Source organism: Acinetobacter sp. WCHA55 (assembly GCF_002165305.2).
Lineage (GTDB): Bacteria > Pseudomonadota > Gammaproteobacteria > Pseudomonadales > Moraxellaceae > Acinetobacter.
In genome coordinates this window covers 3,037,314-3,054,645 of sequence record NZ_CP032286.1, presented here as the reverse complement: position 1 = coordinate 3,054,645, position 17,332 = coordinate 3,037,314, and the positions used below count along the sequence as shown (strand labels likewise).

Annotated in this window: 16 protein-coding genes; 10 read left to right on the top strand and 6 right to left on the bottom strand. The window is 42.7% G+C overall.

The features are described from left to right. Window positions 1-6: 6 nt before the first annotated feature. The 3 genes from CDG62_RS17490 to CDG62_RS17480 form a co-directional block, all read right to left on the bottom strand. Window positions 7-882 carry an Hsp33 family molecular chaperone HslO gene (locus CDG62_RS17490; protein ID WP_087527027.1) on the bottom strand — a complete coding sequence of 292 codons (876 nt, stop codon included), beginning with the start codon at window positions 880-882 and terminating at the stop codon, window positions 7-9. A 50-nt stretch (window positions 883-932) separates the two neighbouring features. Further along, entirely contained in the window at window positions 933-2,774 is a 1,842-nt protein-coding gene (locus CDG62_RS17485) for a monovalent cation:proton antiporter-2 (CPA2) family protein (protein WP_087527026.1), read from the bottom strand. 82 nt (window positions 2,775-2,856) lie between these two features. Beyond that, window positions 2,857-5,079, bottom strand: a complete 2,223-nt coding sequence (locus CDG62_RS17480; RefSeq protein WP_087527025.1) for a primosomal protein N' — start codon at window positions 5,077-5,079, stop codon at window positions 2,857-2,859. 152 nt (window positions 5,080-5,231) lie between these two features. Between CDG62_RS17480 and gspF the strand changes: the two genes are divergently transcribed. The 4 genes from gspF to CDG62_RS17460 all read left to right on the top strand — a co-directional run bounded on the left by gspF (window position 5,232) and on the right by CDG62_RS17460 (window position 8,027). Next, complete coding sequence (gene gspF / locus CDG62_RS17475; RefSeq protein ID WP_087527024.1) at window positions 5,232-6,437, top strand: type II secretion system inner membrane protein GspF; 1,206 nt, start codon at window positions 5,232-5,234, stop codon at window positions 6,435-6,437. 33 nt (window positions 6,438-6,470) lie between these two features. Then, window positions 6,471-6,908 (top strand): type II secretion system major pseudopilin GspG, encoded by a 438-nt coding sequence (gene gspG, locus CDG62_RS17470; RefSeq protein WP_010325797.1) that lies wholly within the window; start codon window positions 6,471-6,473, stop codon window positions 6,906-6,908. A gap of 283 nt (window positions 6,909-7,191) precedes the next feature. Further along, a complete protein-coding gene (locus tag CDG62_RS17465; RefSeq protein WP_087527023.1) occupies window positions 7,192-7,527 on the top strand; it encodes a hypothetical protein in 336 nt (111 codons plus the stop codon). 161 nt (window positions 7,528-7,688) lie between these two features. After that, window positions 7,689-8,027 (top strand): tRNA-binding protein, encoded by a 339-nt coding sequence (locus CDG62_RS17460; RefSeq protein WP_087527022.1) that lies wholly within the window; start codon window positions 7,689-7,691, stop codon window positions 8,025-8,027. Between the two features lie 64 nt (window positions 8,028-8,091). On the opposite strand, the gene lnt is transcribed toward CDG62_RS17460, so the two are convergent. Beyond that, window positions 8,092-9,651: an apolipoprotein N-acyltransferase gene (gene lnt, locus CDG62_RS17455; RefSeq protein WP_087527021.1), complete on the bottom strand. Its 1,560-nt coding sequence runs from the start codon at window positions 9,649-9,651 to the stop codon at window positions 8,092-8,094. Further along, window positions 9,648-10,487 carry an HlyC/CorC family transporter gene (locus CDG62_RS17450; protein WP_086209658.1) on the bottom strand — a complete coding sequence of 280 codons (840 nt, stop codon included), beginning with the start codon at window positions 10,485-10,487 and terminating at the stop codon, window positions 9,648-9,650. The genes lnt and CDG62_RS17450 overlap by 4 nt, the downstream gene beginning before the upstream one ends. A 212-nt stretch (window positions 10,488-10,699) precedes the next feature. Here CDG62_RS17450 and tusA point away from each other — a divergent pair, with 212 nt between their 5' ends. Both tusA and CDG62_RS17440 read left to right on the top strand, forming a co-directional pair. Further along, on the top strand, window positions 10,700-10,957 hold the full coding sequence (gene tusA / locus CDG62_RS17445) for a sulfurtransferase TusA (RefSeq protein WP_087527020.1): 258 nt from the start codon (window positions 10,700-10,702) through the stop codon (window positions 10,955-10,957). 72 nt (window positions 10,958-11,029) lie between these two features. Next, window positions 11,030-11,557, top strand: a complete 528-nt coding sequence (locus CDG62_RS17440; RefSeq protein ID WP_087527019.1) for a hypothetical protein — start codon at window positions 11,030-11,032, stop codon at window positions 11,555-11,557. Window positions 11,558-11,648: 91 nt separating this feature from the next. Here the strand turns inward: CDG62_RS17440 and CDG62_RS17435 are convergent, their stop codons facing one another. Beyond that, window positions 11,649-13,361, bottom strand: a complete 1,713-nt coding sequence (locus CDG62_RS17435) for an electron transfer flavoprotein-ubiquinone oxidoreductase (protein ID WP_087527018.1) — start codon at window positions 13,359-13,361, stop codon at window positions 11,649-11,651. A gap of 191 nt (window positions 13,362-13,552) precedes the next feature. On the opposite strand from CDG62_RS17435, the gene CDG62_RS17430 reads away from it, so the two are divergent. From CDG62_RS17430 to hemH, 4 genes are all read left to right on the top strand, one after another. Continuing rightward, the gene (locus CDG62_RS17430) at window positions 13,553-14,164 is read left to right on the top strand and encodes a DUF1285 domain-containing protein (protein WP_087527017.1); all 612 of its coding nucleotides are present in this window, start codon (window positions 13,553-13,555) and stop codon (window positions 14,162-14,164) included. Window positions 14,165-14,211: 47 nt separating this feature from the next. Next, window positions 14,212-15,081, top strand: a complete 870-nt coding sequence (murI, locus tag CDG62_RS17425) for a glutamate racemase (protein WP_087527016.1) — start codon at window positions 14,212-14,214, stop codon at window positions 15,079-15,081. Between the two features lie 129 nt (window positions 15,082-15,210). Next, window positions 15,211-16,236 (top strand): DUF4062 domain-containing protein, encoded by a 1,026-nt coding sequence (locus CDG62_RS17420; RefSeq protein ID WP_087527015.1) that lies wholly within the window; start codon window positions 15,211-15,213, stop codon window positions 16,234-16,236. Between the two features lie 68 nt (window positions 16,237-16,304). Further along, window positions 16,305-17,327, top strand: coding sequence for a ferrochelatase (gene hemH, locus CDG62_RS17415; RefSeq protein ID WP_087527014.1), 1,023 nt, complete (start codon window positions 16,305-16,307; stop codon window positions 17,325-17,327). Window positions 17,328-17,332 lie beyond the last annotated feature (5 nt).

The following is a 17,332-nucleotide window of genomic DNA, read 5'->3' as shown; positions in this document are numbered from 1 at the left end:
CTGTGTTTAGCTTAAGTGTTCACCAAACAAACCTAAGGCTTCTTCTGCACTAAAGCTGTATTGCGTGTTACAGAACTGGCAGTCCATGGTAATCGGGTTTTGATGTTCTAGCGTTTCACGAACGGCTTCGGCACCAATTTGTTCAAGCGCTTGAGCACAACGTTCTTTCGAACAAGTACAGCCAAATTTCAGTACTTCAACTTCAGGTAAGCGTACTTCTTCTTCGTTGTATAAACGGTAAAGAATTTCACTCGCTTCTAAGTCGGTTAACTCTTCAGTTTTGAGTGTCTCAGTCAACATAGTCAAACGTGGCCAGAGGTCTTGATCGACACGTTCTTGTTCCTCTTCACTGTTACGTGGTAACAACTGAATGAGTAAACCACCAGCACGTTGGGCTGAGCTGGCCAAAATAATACGCGTTGGAATTTGGGCAGACAGGTCATAGTACTGCATTAAACAACCTGCAAGATTTGGCTTGTCTAAAGCCACAATCCCTTGATAACGCTCACCAAATTCGGGCTCAATATTAATAAATAGTACAGGGCTGATGAGGGTGCTCAATATAGTACTGCTGCTGTCAGCAGCATTAAAGCGTGGATCCGTTTCATAATCCGCCAAGGCACGCACTTCACCAAGGTGATTACATTCAGCCATGGCCCATTTAAAACTACCTGAAGCCTGAATTTGTAAACTAATACGGCCTTTAATTTTTAAAGTACTGGCAAGTAATGCCGTGGCACTGAGCATTTCACCTAACAGTACTTGGACTGCAGGTGCATAATCACGCTGCGCCAAGATGGTTTGTAGGGTTTCTTCTAGATGAACCACTTCACCACGAACAGGACTATCTTCAATATAAAAGCGTTGACGCAAATCAGACATAAATTTCTCCAATATCCTGTCTTAATGGTGACGATATTGTAAAACACAAGTCATTTTACTTCATCCCGTGTGACATCTATTCGGTCATGTTGTAACTCGCGTTGTAGGTCAACGCCGACAGGACTTTGACGGAGCTGCGTATCACTTTCAAATAAGTGTTCTAATTCGGCCAGAGCATTACGATGTGTTTCATATACTTTCTGTTCATCGTTATAAATACTTTGCTGCTGTGCGAGCAGTTTTTCATCATAATCTCGAAATAATTCGATACTCTTATAAGCATCGGCTTCTGCAATTCCGAGATTGCGTAGCGCAAAATAGGCCATCCCTAAAGATGATAAATAGGTTTCACGCCAAATATGTTCTACCCCCAAGTCACGCAGCAAATGTACATGATGTCGATCGCGGGCACGGACCAGCAAGTTTAAATCTGGATAATTGAGCCGAATATGGCGTGCCACATTCATTGAGTCTTCAATATCATCAATGGCTAACACAAAAACTTTGGCATGTTCGATCCCTGCGGCACGCAGGATATCGGGTTGAGTGGCATCACCATAGTAGAGTTTGCCACCATAGTTTCTGACAAAGTCAACCTTGTCGATATTGCTGTCAATTGCCGTGAAGGTTTGGTGCTGTAAGTGAACCAGTCGCGCTACAATTTGTCCGACACGCCCGAAACCCGCAATAATCATTGGGTTGTGTTGATCGGGAATGTCGTCATAGATAGGGGCGGTTTCTTTTTCAAATAGCGGTACCACCCACGAACTCATCAGCCAGTATAGAATAGGCGTTAAAATCATCGACAAGGTCACGATCAAATTGATTGGCTCTAAAATGGCCTGTGTAATTACATGTTCACTCATGGCAACATTGAGCACTACAAAAGCAAATTCACCACCTTGTGCCAAACAGGTTGCCAGCATCAAACTATTGCGCCATGAAAACTCGAAGTAGCGAGCTATGGCCGTTAATGCCAGCAGTTTGACCAACATCAGCAATAACGCACCGCCAATAATCAGACTTGGGGTTTCCCACAGGAGCGAAACTTGGGTACTCATCCCGACAGTCATGAAAAACAGACCGAGAAGTAGACCTTTAAATGGTGCAATACTGGCTTCCAGTTCATGACGGAATTCAGAGTCAGCAAGTAACACGCCAGTTAAAAATGCGCCCAAGGTGGTACTGATACCTAAGATATCCATCAGCACGACCACGCCTAAGACAATAAATAAGCCGACTGCGGTAATCAGTTCATGCGCGCCACTTTTAGCCACAAAGCGAAAAAATGGACGCATGAGATAGCGACTAAATAAGAATAAGCCTGTAAAGGTGGCCACAATTGCTGCAAAGTAGGCCACACCATGATGGGTTGAGCTTGTTCCCGCAAGAAGGGGAATAACTGCAATCAGCGGAATTGCAGCAATATCTTGAAAGAGTAAAATGGAAAAGGACTGTTGACCAAACGTGGTGTTGAGTTGTTGCTTTTCACTGAGCAGTTGCAACACAAATGCCGTAGAGGAGAGAGCAAGGGCAAAACCAATCACGACACTGGCTGCAACCTGTTGTTGCAGGGCAAAAAAGACAATGCACGCCAGTAGCACGCCACAGAGCATCACTTGTAAACTGCCCATCACAAAAATGGATTTACGCATTTCCCATAAACGTTGTGGGCGGAGTTCTAGTCCAATAATGAACATCAAGAAAATCACACCGTATTCAGCGAGTTTATGAATATCCTCAGGGTCATGGACGACATTTAATACACTGGGGCCGAGTAAGATGCCTGTAAATAAATAACCGAGTACCGTGGCAATCCCCAGCCGTTTGGCCAACGGAACGATCATCAGTGCCGCAGCCAAAAAGAGGGTGATTTGAAGCAGTAGAGACATTACCCTGTCCTAAATTTTTTTCTTTATGTTGGAAGTTTAAGGGAGAACGCGACTCAGGTCTAAACCTTATTCACGTCAAGTCTTAACTTAACTCTTGTGGATCAATATCAAGGCTTAATTTCATACCATGCGGTTTGTTATGCCAGACATTTTGCCACCACTGACGAATGTAAAAATGCATCCGTGCACGGTCTTTGGACAGTAGTACCATATGTGCTTGATAGCGACCTGCTTTACGCTCCATCGGCGCCGGAATTGGCCCCCAAATATCAATACTGTTTTCTGAGGCTTGGCGCAGTGCTTGCGCATGCTCTTGTAAAAAGTTTTGGTTCAGTTCTTGATCTTTGGATTCACAACGCAATAAAGCCGCATAGCGATAAGGTGGCATCCATGCAGCTTTACGCTCTTTCAGTGTTTGCTTGGCAAAGCTACGATAGCCCGACTCCAGCAGGGTATTCAGCAAAGGATGGTCTGGACGTAAAGTTTGTAAATAGACTTCGCCTTTTTTCTCACCGCGTCCAGCACGTCCAGCGACTTGGATGATGAGCTGTGCTGTACGTTCTGTGGCACGAAAGTCAACACTGAGTAAGCCTGAGTCAATGTCTAAAATTGCCACTAAAGTCACATAAGGAAAGTGATGTCCTTTGGCCAGCATTTGGGTGCCGAGCAAAATGATGGGTTCACTTTTCTGAATCTTGTTATAGATTTTTTGCCAGCTACCGACCCGACTGGTGGAGTCGCGATCAACCCGAATGACGTCAAAATTTGGGAACAGTGTTTGTAGGTTTTCTTCAACTTTTGCGGTGCCTAAACCAATGGGTTTCAGTTCATTATGTTGACATTGCGGGCAGTGTTCAGGCATACGGTGGATGGTGCCACAGTGGTGACAGTGTAAATGCTGGTAGGGCTGTCGATGTACGGTAAAATTGGCATCGCAATGAGGGCATTTTGATTGCCAGCCACAACTCTCGCAGATTAACACGGGCGCATAGCCTCGACGGTTTAAAAAAACCAAGACCTGTTCTTTTTTGTCTAAGCGCTTCTGTATTTCATGAATCAGCTGTTGGCTGATACCATTTTGTTTTTGTGCCACTTTCAGATCAATCACATGCATTTTCGGCATCACGGCCACACCTGCACGTTGGTCTAACTCCAAACGGGTCATTTTACCTTGTTCAACCAGTGCATAACTGTCGATACTGGGCGTTGCAGAACCAAGGATAATTGGACAGTTTTCTAAGTGTGCACGGTATAAGGCCACATCACGAGCATGGTAGCGGAAGCCCTCTTGTTGCTTAAAAGATAAATCATGCTCTTCATCTAAGACAATCAAACCCAGATGTGGAAGGGGGGTATAGATGGCAGAACGTGTGCCAATCACAATCGAGGCTTTACCTGTTTGCGCACTTTGCCATGCTTGCAGGCGCTTAGAATCATTTAAACCTGAATGTAATAGCGCAATATGACAGTGAAAACGAGATTGAAAACGACTCACTGTTTGAGGAGTGAGGCCAATTTCAGGCACTAATACCAAAACCTGTTTGCCTTGTTTTAAAACCTCTTGCATGACTTGCAAATAGACTTCAGTTTTACCACTACCGGTTAAACCATCGAGTAAAAAAGCATGGTAGCTATCCCGTGCTTTTAAAATACGCTGAATGGCTCTCTTTTGTTCATCATTGGGCGTGAGTGGCATTTGCGCCAGCGTCATGGCTTGCGGTTTAAAGTCTTGGGCTTCGAGTAGGCATTGGGTGATTTGCTTTTTTTCTAAGGCTTTTAAGGTCGCAGTTTCAATACCAGCCAAATTTAAAATGTTTTCGGAAGTTCCTGTAGGATGCAGCTTTAAAATTTTATATGCATCTTGTTGTTTTTCAGAACGCTTTAATTTGTCTTCGGCATGGTCATCAATCAGCTTCCACATCCGTGCCAATAGGTTATAAGGCTTACCTTGGCGTAAAAAGCTAGGTAACGCGGCATGCATCACTTCACCAATCGGAAATTGATAATATTGTGCTGCCCATGTCAATAAACTTAAAACTTTAGTATCTAGAATAGCGCTGTCATCGAGCAACTCAGTTATAGCTTTGAGTTTAAAGCCTAAATCGAGTGGTTTTTCATCAGTGAGTTTCTCAACAATGACACCGACCACATTTTGGCGACCAAATGAGACAGCCACACGTGCACCCACTTCAGCTTGGTGGTATTGTTCAGCCGTTAAACTATAGTCAAAACAGTCATATAGATAAACGGGAACAGCCACACGAATACGGTAGCTCGGTGTGGTGGAAAGTGTGTTCTCTGGCATAAAAAGCTCAAAATGTCCTGATGAAATTGTCGTTGTGCGATGAATGAGTTGTGTTAGAGTGATGACATAATTTATAACTTAGAATATGAATGATTTTGGTGCCGACATGCAACAGCGCCAAATGACTAAATGGACAATTAGAAAGCGTAAACATGCCAGCATATCAATTTACCGCACTCGATGCCGCAGGAAAGCAGCAAAAAGGCGTGCTTGAAGGGGATTCAGCACGTCAAATTCGGCAACAACTTCGTGATAAAGCGCTGATTCCTGTCTCGGTTGATCCTGTTGAACAAAAAGATAAGCACAGCAGTAAAACATGGTTTCAAAAACAAATTACCGCCTATGATTTGGCTTTATTGACACGTCAACTTTCTGTTCTTGTGGCGGCGGCCATTCCTTTGGAAGAAGCCATTCGTGCGGTCGGAAAGCAGTCAGAAAAAGCACATGTACAAAATCTATTGATGTCAGTGCGTTCTAAAGTATTGGAAGGTCACTCTTTGGCGCAAGGCTTACAGCAATCTGGACGCTTTCCAGAGCTGTACATTGCCACGATTGCCGCTGGTGAACGTTCAGGACATTTGGACTTAATTTTAGATCAGCTGGCAGACTACACCGAAAATCGCTTTGCAATGCAAAAGAAAATCCAAGGCGCGATGATTTATCCGATTATTTTAATGCTGATGTCTTTTGCAATCGTGATGGGACTCATGACGTATGTGGTGCCTGACATTGTCAAAACCTTTGACCAAAGTAAAGATGCCTTGCCATGGATTACTGTGGCTTTGATGAAAGCTAGTGATTTTATTCGAGTGACATGGCCATTTTTATTGGTGGGTAGTGTACTCGGCATTGGCTTATTACTGCGATTTTTAAAAACGACAGCAGGGCATTATGCCTTTGATCGTTTAACGCTCAAACTGCCATTATTCGGTAAACTTTCGCGTGGTATAAATGCCGCACGCTTTGCCAGCACCTTGTCGATTTTGACCCAGTCAGGTGTGCCCTTGGTGGATGCGCTAAAAATTGGCGCCGCGGTGAGTAATAACTGGGTGATTCGCGATGCGGTCAATCATGCCGCAGAAAAAGTGACCGAAGGTGGAAACCTGGCGACCCAGTTGGAGCGCAGTGGTTATTTCCCACCGATGATGGTACAAATGATTAAAAGTGGTGAAACGTCGGGTGAATTGGATCGGATGTTAGAGCGCGCATCGACCATGCAAGACCGGGAAGTGACAACGCTCATATCGACCTTGCTGGCTTTACTTGAGCCGCTGATGTTGGTTCTGATGGCAAGCATTGTCTTGGTGATTGTGATCGCCGTGATGCTACCGATCGTCAACATGAATAACATGATTTAATTTTAAAAATATAAGATGGATGAGAAAATTTACATGCAATCAAAAATTTATAGACGCCAAGCTTCAGGCTTTACCTTAATTGAAGTCATGGTGGTGATTGTTATTTTAGGTGTGTTGGCAGCCTTAATTGTTCCCAATGTAATGGGACGCGGTGAAAAAGCAAAAGTGGATACCACTGTTATTACGCTTAAAGGGGTTGCCGCAGCATTGGATCAATATAAATTGGACAATGGTAAATACCCTTCGATGCAAGAGGGTGGACTCGATGCTTTGGTGAATAAGCCTGAGTCTGCAAAAAATTGGTTGCCGGGCGGCTATGTGAAAGGTGGATATCCGAAGGACAGTTGGGATAATGACATTCAATATGTTGCACCTGGGACTGATGGCCGACCATTTGATTTATATTCTTTTGGTGCGGATGGACAGCAAGGTGGTGAAGAAACTGATGCTGATATTCAGTATCAACCTTAATTGAGAATTATTATATATTGGGTTTAATTGAATATATCATTGCAGTACATAGGTTATCTCAATGTGGACTGTAATGATAATACATCTTAATTTAGAATTAATATCTAAAATTATGATTTTAAAGTATTAAATATAATAAACATCTGCTGAGATTTATAATAAGAATTATTTCCATATTTATTGATTACAAATAATGTAAATTATGGATAAAAATAGGCTTTTTATTTATTTAAATCCTTGCATAATGTTCTCAATGGCAACTGATTTGCCTGAGGAGAATAGAATGAAAGCATTAACCTTGTTGGATGAAATGAGCCAATTTCATTGGTCGATGCTCAAATCTGTTCTTTTGATTCTGAGTATGCTTCCTGTTGCTCAAGGTATTTTAAGTGTGTGGCAGTCGACTGAAGGCAGCAGCCAAATTATGGTGGGTTTCTTTGCAATCAGTCTGTTCAGCACATGGGCGGTTTTGAGCTTTTGGTCTGCGTTAAAAGCAACCGTACTCACACTCGATCAAGTACAGATTACAGCATTAGAACAAAAAGTGGTCATGGTTTACCGTTATACGCCAATGCTCTTTTTAGCCGGTATGGTGTCCTATTTGGTCAGTCAGATTTAATTCTGACATGCATCGTTGTAATAAAAAACCGAGCACATACGCTCGGTTTTTTTATTGCGTCATGAAGAATGGCGGAAAGATAAGATCGCTTGTCTGTTTCGTTGTATATGATCCTAGTGTTCGCTCTCTATACTGTAGAAAATATAAATATAGAGCGAAATATGGAACAGATCGATTGGGCAGATTTTTTAAAAGTAGAGCTCCGAGTCGGGCGTATTCTTCAAGCCGAAGTCTTTGAACAAGCACGTAAGCCCGCTTATATTTTACATGTCGACTTTGGCCATGAAATTGGCATTAAGAAATCGAGTGCGCAGATTACGGAGCGTTATCAACCTGAACTGTTGTTGGGTAAATTGGTGGTGGCAGTGGTGAACTTTCCGAAGAAACAAATTGGTCCCATCCAGTCTGAGTGTTTAGTGACAGGCTTTCATGATTCAGACACAGGCGTGGTGCTGTGTGTGCCTGATACAGATGTTCCCGTAGGTACCAAACTACTATAATTGAAAAAGAAAAACCCAAGCACAGCTTGGGTTTTTTTGGAAAAGTCTGATTTAACAATAGCAACTATCGACGTGACTTAAACGATACATCGACTTTACGTGGACGATAGATCCAACCCAAGATCAGTAAAAAGACCGAAAAACCTAAAATTGGCCAGTCACTTAAACGGGTATATAGTGTTTGACCTTGCATAGCAGGTAGTTCGCCGCGAAGCACGGTTGCCACATCTTGCGGGGCACGTTTTACGATATGTCCTTGATGGTCAATAAACGCGGTCACGCCTGTATTGGTGGCACGAATAAACCAGCGTCCATTTTCTTTGGCACGCATTTGAACCATCTGTAAATGCTGTAACGGGCCTGCAGTTCCTGTGAACCATGCATCGTTGGAAACTGTCACCAAGAAATCGCTTTGGCTGGCATTACGACGCGTCAAGTTCGGATAAGCCACTTCATAGCAAATCGCAGCACCTAAATGTTGTTGATGAATAGACAGCGGTTTTTGCTGTTGCTCGCCACGTGAGAAACCACTCATCGACGGATCATTCTGCATGGCTGGCAAGACCCATTTCAGTAAACCAGATAGCGGAATATATTCACCAAAAGGCACCAAACGTTGCTTTTTATAGAGGCCTTCAGCTTCAGCACCATTGGCTATAATGCTGTTGTAGTATAGGGGGCGACCTGCCGCTTCAGAGCCTGAAAAATCCCAATACGGAATACCCGTGACCCACGCCGTGTTGCTTTTTTTGGCTTGTGCAGTCATCGCACCTAAAAAGGGTTCGATATCACTTTGGAACATCGGAATAGAGGATTCAGGCCAAACAATGAGGTCACGTCCCCATTCTGTTTTAGTCAAATCGGCATAGATTTCGAGTGTTTTCAATTGATATTCAGTGAGCCATTTTAAATCTTGCGGGATATTGCCCTGAATTAAAGAAACCGATAGTGGTGGCGTATTTTTTGCGGAGACGAACTCAATTTTTGACGCACCCCATGCACCAAGTACCAATAAGGCAGAAGGAATAGCCCAAAAGATGCGACGGTTTAAAATTTCGACCAGTGCGCAGGCCAAGACTAAAACGACAAACGACACTCCAAAGATACCAAATAATGGTGCATAGCCATCCAGTAAACGTTCGGTAAAGGCATAGCCTGCGAACAGCCATGGGAAGCCTGTGAAGACCCACGTTTTTGCCCATTCAAAAAGTACCCAAAGCGGAGCGAAGGTCAGTGGCGTTTCAGGGAAAATGCGGCGGTAAATAAAGCTTTGCACTGCCGTGAATAAGCCCATGACCAAGGCCATAATCCCGATCATGCCTACACTTAAGGCACTATTGGTATCGCCATAGACATGAATGGAAGTATAGAGCCAAAAAGCGCCCACGAACCATAGGCCAAAACCATAGGCCCAACCAATGCCAAAGGCCTGCTTTGCACTGCGTTTGCGTAAAGTGGCATAGAGCAGTGCAGGGGATAGAATTGCCAACCACCAATAATGATAAGGGGCGAGTGCAAAACTAAAGACAGCCCCTGAAAATAAGGCAATTAAAAGCGGATAAATTAAAGGTAACTGTTTTTGTTGTGAAGTAGGGGTTAACAGTTTGTCAAAGTAAGCTCTCATTTACGAACGGCTCGAATCAGATGAATAGAACGTGCATCTGCTTCTACAATGGTAAATTCCCAATTTCCAAGATCAATCACCTGACCTTGTAAATCACTCACTAAACCAATTTCTTGAAGCAATAAACCGCCCACAGTTTCAACCTCATCATCAGAAAAGTCTGCATCTAAAAGATTGTTAAAGTGTTCGATTGGTGTAAGTGCCTGAACCAGCCACGTATTTGCTGTGGTTGGGTCATTGTCAGGAATAATATATTCCGCTTCTTCATCAATTTTGTCGTGCTCATCTTCAATTTCACCGACAATTTCTTCCAAAATGTCTTCTAGCGTTACCAAACCTGAAGTTGTACCGTATTCGTCAATCACCACTGCAATGTGTGTTTGGGTATTTTTCAACATGCGAAGCACTTGGTCTGAACGTGCACTTTCAGGCACAAATAAAGGCTGGCGCATTAGCGCACGGATATCCACTTTATTGTTTGGTTCAGTCAAGAAAGGCAATAAATCTTTCGCCAACAAAATGCCAACGACATTGTCAGGTTGGTCGGATGAAAAGACAGGAAAACGCGAATGTGCTGACTCAACCAGAGTATGCAAAATGTCGAGTAACTCATCATCTTCTTGTAGGCTGATCATGGATGTACGTGGTGTCATGACCTCACGGACTTTGGTTGCTGGAAGGTCTAATACGCCTTCTAACATCGCAACAGTGTCGGGTTCTAAAAAACGACGTGAATCTTGAACTAACTTTAACAGTTCATCGCGAGTTTCTGGCGCGGTACCTAACCATTTGCGTAAGCCACGCATTCCCCACGACGGGCCTGATTCCTCGTGCATGATCTTTCCTAAAGACGCTTAATATCTAAAAAACTTAATTTTATCATACCGTAGAAAACACAGTTGTCTATTGTAATTAAGCAAGGATTGCATGAATGATTAGATCAATACTTTTAAATACGAGGTTCATCTGCCATCAAGCTATGCAAACAGATATGCGAAATGGACAGTTGTGTTAAAATTGGCAAGTTTTTAAATTTTTGAGTTTGTATATGTCTGATTTGGAAGTGAACCCAAGCATCCAATTAAACACCCGTGGTTTACGCTGTCCTGAGCCTGTGATGATGTTGCATCAAGCCATTCGAAAGTCTAAATCTGGAGATGTAGTTGAGGTGTTTGCAACGGACAATTCAACTTCATGGGATATTCCTAAATTTTGTATGCATCTGGGGCATGAACTTTTGTTGCAAGAAGAGCGCTTAGATGAAAATGGCAACAAAGAATTTCATTATTTAGTTAAAAAGGGTTAGGACATTTGTTTTAGCCTTCTAAAATGAACTTGCCTAGAGAAAAAGAAATAACGTTCATCCAAGGAAATCAGAATGAAAAAAATAAATGTGTTCTTATGGACTCATCTTTTTGCATTATTTTGTTCAATTTCTTGGGCAAAATCTTGTGAAGTTCCTGTAGACACGATGAATGTTGCGGGCTTAAAAATTGGACAGCATATTCGTGAATTTCAACAACATCATCCCACGGCAAAAACGGTAATTTTAGGGAGCGATAATTATCAGTTTGAATTTGCACAAGGTGTAGATACACAAATTAAAAAAGCAGGTGTGAGTTGGGTTCAGCATATTCGTTACGATCCGCATTCTAAAATGATTATTTCATACAGTTTAAGTTTTCTAGATGGGCCACTTGCGACATATGAAACTGATTTAGATGTTTTTAAAAGTCGAGTATTAAAACGCTTTCAGGTGGCGCAAAATGGCTGGAAACAAGCTGAAAATAAATATGTCTATCAGTGCGATGATTATCGGATTGAAATCTATCAAGATCATGGGGTTGGGCATACTGCGATAGGGCCAACAGTGATGGTCTTTAGCAAAAAGTCAGATGCCTATTAATTAAAAAAATCCCTTCAGTAGTGAAGGGATTTTTTTTAATCTTAAAGATCACATGTTCGGAAATGCGCCTCAGCGCAAGCCCATTTTAACATTACATATTCGGGTAATTCGGACCACCACCACCCTCAGGAGTCACCCAAGTAATGTTCTGAGACGGATCTTTAATATCACACGTTTTACAGTGCACACAGTTGGCCGCGTTAATTTGGAAACGCTTCGAACCATCATTCTCTTCCATAATTTCATAAACACCAGCAGGGCAGTAGCGCTGAGCGGGCTCGTCCCATTTTGGTAAGTTTACATTTACAGGAATAGACGCATCAGTTAGTTTCAAGTGTGCTGGCTGATTTTCTTCATGTACGGTATTCGATACAAATACTGAAGATAAACGGTCAAAAGTCAGCTTACCATCTGGTTTTGGATAGTTCGGCTTAAATGTTGCCGCATCTACAGTTTTCAGTGTACTGAAGTCAGGCACTAAGTCATGCAATGTAAACGGGACTTTAAACACATTTTGGTCGATGAAGTTAAATGCACCACCACCGAACGTGCCAAATTTGTGCATTGCTGGGCCAAAGTTACGAGAACGATATAACTCTTCTTTTAACCAGCTGTTGTTGAACTTGTCTGTATAAGCGGTTAACTCTTTTGCAAAGAAGTCTTCACCTTCAAGCACGCGTGCAATGGCAAGATCACCACCTTTTTCAACGCCTGCTTGAATCGCTTCGAATACTGCTTCGCCACACAACATGCCCGATTTCATAGCCGTGTGAGAGCCTTTAATTTTAGCGAAGTTTAGGAAGCCTGCATCATCGCCAATTAAAGAACCACCTGGGAAGGTAAACTTCGGCAGTGAGTTGAAACCGCCTTTCACTACAGCACGTGCGCCATAAGAAATACGCTTACCACCTTCAAGATATTGCTTAATCAGTGGATGCGTTTTCCAACGTTGCATTTCTGCAAAAGGATACATGTGTGGGTTTTCGTAAGATAAATCCACGATCATACCCAAAGTGACTTGGTTATTTTCAGCGTGATATAACCACCAACCACCAGAAGAACCGGTTTCAGCTAGAGGCCAACCTGCTCCGTGCATTACCAAACCTGGTTTGTGTTTTGCAGGATCAATTTCCCATAGTTCTTTGATGCCGATACCATAGTGTTGAGGATCTGCATCTTTATCAAGATCGAACTTGGCAATCAGGCGTTTACCTAAATGACCACGACAGCCTTCTGCAAAAATTGTGTATTTGGCATGTAGTTCATAGCCTGGAGTAAAGTTATGTGTTGGTTCACCATCTTTACCAATTCCCATATCACCGGTTTGGATACCTTTAACCGTACCATCAGCATGATAAAGAATTTCAGATGCAGCAAAACCTGGGAAAATAGAAACTTCTAATTCTTCAGCTTTTTGGCCTAACCAACGCACTACGTTACCAAGTGAAATCACATAGTTGCCATCATTGTGCATGGTTTTAGGAACCATCCAGTGTGGCGCTTCTTGTGACTTTTCAGCAGACATTAAGAAGTACGTTTTATCTTCAGTTACTGGAACATTTAAAGGCGCGCCTTCTTCTTTCCAGTTTGGGAACAACTCATTGATCGCACGCGGTTCGAGCACAGCACCTGAAAGGATATGCGCACCAACTTCAGAGCCTTTTTCTACGACACAAACGGACAGATCATTAAGGTTGTTTTCAATTGCAAGTTGACGAATTTTAATCGCAGCAGAAAGGCCAGCAGGGCCTGCGCCAACGATGACTACGTCAAACTCCATCGATTCACGTTCGATGTGTTCCATGTAGGACTCCTCATATGGTTAAAGGTGGCAACCGTTTTGACTCAGAGAACGGTGCTGCCATGAGTGTTCTTAGTTCCCAGACACAAAATTTATCATCGTGTCTTTTATATTGTGAGCTAGTATAGGTTTAAACCGAGTTCTAGCCAATTGGCTGAATCATATTATTTTTCCGTCAGACAGGCATGAATTTTATGGATAAGCAGCACAACTCAGAAAATCCGACGAAAAAAGTAGCTATTGCTGATAATAAAAACTTAACCGATATTGCACAATACATAAAAGATGGACAGTCCGGTCACAAAAGGTCAATCCCCCCTTTAGATCAATGGCATCCAAAGCATTGTGGCACAATGGATTTGAAGGTTTTGGCCAATGGAGAATGGTGGCACGAAGGTCAATTGATCAAACGCCAAGCCATGATTGAGCTGTTTGCAACGGTACTTTGGAAAGAAGCAGATAAGTTTTATCTCAAAACCCCTGTCGAGCAGATTGAAATCGAGGTTGAGGATGAGCCTTTATTTGTCAATCAGGTCGATCAAGTCGAAATTGCAGGAAAAATCTACCTACAACTGACCACGACCACGCATGATGTGGTGATTGTTGATGAAGACCATCCCATTTTTATGCGTGCCTTCCAAGGGGAGCTACGTCCTTATGTGCATGTTCGCTTTGGGATTAATGCACTGATTCAGCGTGCTGCTTTCTTTCATTTGGTGGAAATGGGTAAGTTAAGCGACGATGCGGAGGGTCAGGTCAAACTGTGCTTACAAAGTGGTGATTTGCTATTGCAATTAGGCACCTGAGGTTTAAGCTTGATTGATCTTTTAACTTTATACTGCAACGAGTCCTCATGAGTGCCATTCAGCCCTTATTTCCTCTGATCAACCCCATGCCAAAAGCGACAGCCGATGCGCCAATCGGGATATTTGATTCGGGAATAGGTGGCTTATCCATCGCTCAAGAAATTGCCAAGCATTTACCGCATGAACGATTTATTTATTTTGCCGATACCGCACATGTGCCTTACGGGCCGCGCGATGATCAGAATATTCGAGAATTAACTGCACAAGCGATTGAGTGGCTTTACCGCAAAGGCTGTAAAGTTGCAGTTGTGGCGTGTAATACCGCTTCTGCATTTAGTTTGGATTATTTACGCGAGCACTATGGTGACAATTTCCCGATTATCGGCCTTGTTCCTGCACTAAAACCTGCGGTATTGCAAAGTAAATCCAAAACGGTCGCTGTTTTAGCGACGCCTGCGACCTTTCGCGGGCAGCTGATTAAAGACGTGGTTGAAAAGTTTGCACAGCCTTCTGGAGTCACGGTGATCCCAGTGACTTGCTTAGATTTAGTGCCTTTTGTTGAGAGCGGTGCACAGATGAGTGCGGCATGTTTAGCCACTTTAAAAGATATTTTACAACCTGTTGTCGATCAGGGTGCAGATTATTTAGTTTTAGGCTGTACCCATTACCCTTTTTTGAAAATAGCGATACAATCTATTTTTGGTCAGAAACTGACATTAATTGACTCTGGACTGGCAGTTGCACGACAAACAGCCCGTATTTTAATCAAAAATGAGTTATTATTTGAACAAAATCATAATAGTGATGTTCGAATTGAATGTTATGTCAGTGGAAATAATGCAGAAAGTTTGAGACCTATCTTACAACTTTTGCTTGAACCAGAACTAAATTGGACTATTTCAAATATATCTGATTAATTTTTAAACGAATAAGTCGAGTATTTTGATATATAGTCAAAATTGAAACCTAATATGCTTGAGTTAGTCGCAGTGTCTATCTAATGAATTTGGGGGATGGGATACTGCGAAGAATAATGAGGATAACCGATGCTCGATAAGCGTTATCAAGTGTTTATAACCACCTCTGGAAGCGAGATGCAACCAGAGCGGATCATTTTGGCCCAAACTTTAGTGGGCATGGGATTTTTTTCTTGGGGATTAGAACAACGGACACCACTTTCAACGGCTTTTGCACGTCGTCAGATTGATGACTGTGACTATGTCATATTGTTGCTGGGCAGCAAATATGGCGAACAGTCTGTGTCGGGGGTCGGGTATATGCACCTTGAATACATTTATGCGGTTACCAAGCAAAAACCGATTATTGTATTTATGCATGATGATCCCGATACACGTGAGTTATGTTTACATGACGACAAACCTGAGTTACGTGAAAAATTCAAAGATTTTAGAAAACTACTGCAACAGGAAGTTGATCAGGTTTTTACTTATCGAACCATGCGTGACTTGGAAATGGCTGTTCGTTTGAATATGACGCAAATGCTAGAGCGCTACCCTGTCTCGGGTTGGGTACGTCCGCAGAACACCCAAGTGTTGCATGACGAAATTGATAAACTTAAAGCCAAACTGGTACAACTGGAAACTGAAGCGGGTAAACGTGAAGTCGATCCATTTTTGTCTTTACCCAAAGTGGCTATGCATGAATTTTTTGCTTTTGATTATCGGATGCATGCCTATCAAGATGGCAATTTTAAAGAGCTGAAAATTCAAAAGCAGATGACTTGGGCACAATTACTGTCAGTTTTGGGGACAACCTTTATTCACCCCACTCCTGAAGAATATTTTTCTAAACGCATAAATGAGTATTTAAACGAAACTGGTTTAAATGATGCACGTCTAGAAATGCCTCGTGCTCATGCTGTTGCGCGCTCGCAAATTAATATTCGTGCTTTACACAGTATCAAAATGCAAATGCGTCAAAATGATTGGATTGTTCAGTCGGGTCGAGATGATCGTCAGCGCATGCTCTGGCAGTTGACTCCGAAGGCGACGAAACTTTTAGAGAGTAATTTATTGGAAAAAGATCGGCCTTTTCAATTTCAATCTTCGTAGTTATCCATTTAGAGAATGAACTGAAAACTGTTACAGTAAGACATTCGAAAACGAGCCACGAGGGCTGAATGTCTACTGCAACAAAAGCAAAAGTTACTGTTATTTTGGCAAATTTGGGAACGCCTGATGCACCGACAGCTTCAGCAGTGCGTTGCTTTTTGGATCAGTTTTTGTCAGATCAGCGAGTGATTGAAATTCCAAAACCGTTTTGGCAGATTATTCTCCGTTTATTTATTTTGCCATTTCGCCCGAAACGTGTCGCCCATGCTTATGAAATGGTGTGGGGTAATGACTCGCCAATGCGAGAGATTTTGTTAACCCAAGTTACTGCATTAGAACAGCAACTTCTTGTGGATAATCCTGAATTTGAATTGAATATCGTCCCTGCAATGACCTATGGCAATCCAGGCATTCAGTCTTTGCTTGCTGAGTTGAGTCAAAACCCGCAAGATCATATTGTCCTTTTTCCTTTGTTTCCGCAGTATTCAGCAACATCTAGCGCGCCTTTATATGATGCTTTCGCGAAGTGGATTCCCAAGCAGCGCAATTTGCCGGGGCTGAGCATTATTCGCGATTATTATCAGCACCCTTTATACATTCAGGCTTTGGCGCAAAGTGTGTGCGATTTCCGTGCTGAACATGGAGTGACTGAAAAGCTGTTAATGTCTTTTCATGGTATTCCACAGCCTTATGCTGATAAAGGTGATCCCTATGCCGACCGTTGCCGTATCACGGGGCAGTTGGTGGCGGCAGAGTTAGGCCTAGCGGAAGATGAATGGGCCATCAGTTTCCAATCCCGCTTTGGTAAGCAAGAATGGGTGAAACCATATACCGATGCCTTATTGACCGAATGGGCAGAGCAAGGAGTGAAGTCGGTGCAAATTATGAGCCCTGCGTTTTCAGCGGATTGCTTAGAAACTTTAGAGGAACTGGCGATTCAGAATGCGGAATTGTTTTTGTCTCAAGGTGGTGAGCGGTATCAATATATTCCAGCCTTGAACAGCCGCGGAGATCATTTGCAATTGCTCAATACACTGGTTCAGGCTAATCTTGATGCCTTAAAACAGACTTTAGCCAGCAAAAAGAATTGAGGTTG

Coding starts and splice junctions, on each gene's coding strand:
- CDG62_RS17450 (WP_086209658.1), bottom strand. CDS start 10,487: ATGCACGAGGAATCAGGCCCGTCGTGGGGAATGCGTGGCTTACGCAAA.
- CDG62_RS17465 (WP_087527023.1), top strand. CDS start 7,192: ATGAAAGCATTAACCTTGTTGGATGAAATGAGCCAATTTCATTGGTCG.
- CDG62_RS17490 (WP_087527027.1), bottom strand. CDS start 882: ATGTCTGATTTGCGTCAACGCTTTTATATTGAAGATAGTCCTGTTCGT.
- tusA (WP_087527020.1), top strand. CDS start 10,700: ATGTCTGATTTGGAAGTGAACCCAAGCATCCAATTAAACACCCGTGGT.
- CDG62_RS17460 (WP_087527022.1), top strand. CDS start 7,689: ATGGAACAGATCGATTGGGCAGATTTTTTAAAAGTAGAGCTCCGAGTC.
- gspG (WP_010325797.1), top strand. CDS start 6,471: ATGCAATCAAAAATTTATAGACGCCAAGCTTCAGGCTTTACCTTAATT.
- CDG62_RS17440 (WP_087527019.1), top strand. CDS start 11,030: ATGAAAAAAATAAATGTGTTCTTATGGACTCATCTTTTTGCATTATTT.
- gspF (WP_087527024.1), top strand. CDS start 5,232: ATGCCAGCATATCAATTTACCGCACTCGATGCCGCAGGAAAGCAGCAA.
- lnt (WP_087527021.1), bottom strand. CDS start 9,651: ATGAGAGCTTACTTTGACAAACTGTTAACCCCTACTTCACAACAAAAA.
- hemH (WP_087527014.1), top strand. CDS start 16,305: ATGTCTACTGCAACAAAAGCAAAAGTTACTGTTATTTTGGCAAATTTG.
- CDG62_RS17430 (WP_087527017.1), top strand. CDS start 13,553: ATGGATAAGCAGCACAACTCAGAAAATCCGACGAAAAAAGTAGCTATT.
- murI (WP_087527016.1), top strand. CDS start 14,212: ATGAGTGCCATTCAGCCCTTATTTCCTCTGATCAACCCCATGCCAAAA.
- CDG62_RS17480 (WP_087527025.1), bottom strand. CDS start 5,079: ATGCCAGAGAACACACTTTCCACCACACCGAGCTACCGTATTCGTGTG.
- CDG62_RS17485 (WP_087527026.1), bottom strand. CDS start 2,774: ATGTCTCTACTGCTTCAAATCACCCTCTTTTTGGCTGCGGCACTGATG.
- CDG62_RS17420 (WP_087527015.1), top strand. CDS start 15,211: ATGCTCGATAAGCGTTATCAAGTGTTTATAACCACCTCTGGAAGCGAG.
- CDG62_RS17435 (WP_087527018.1), bottom strand. CDS start 13,361: ATGGAACACATCGAACGTGAATCGATGGAGTTTGACGTAGTCATCGTT.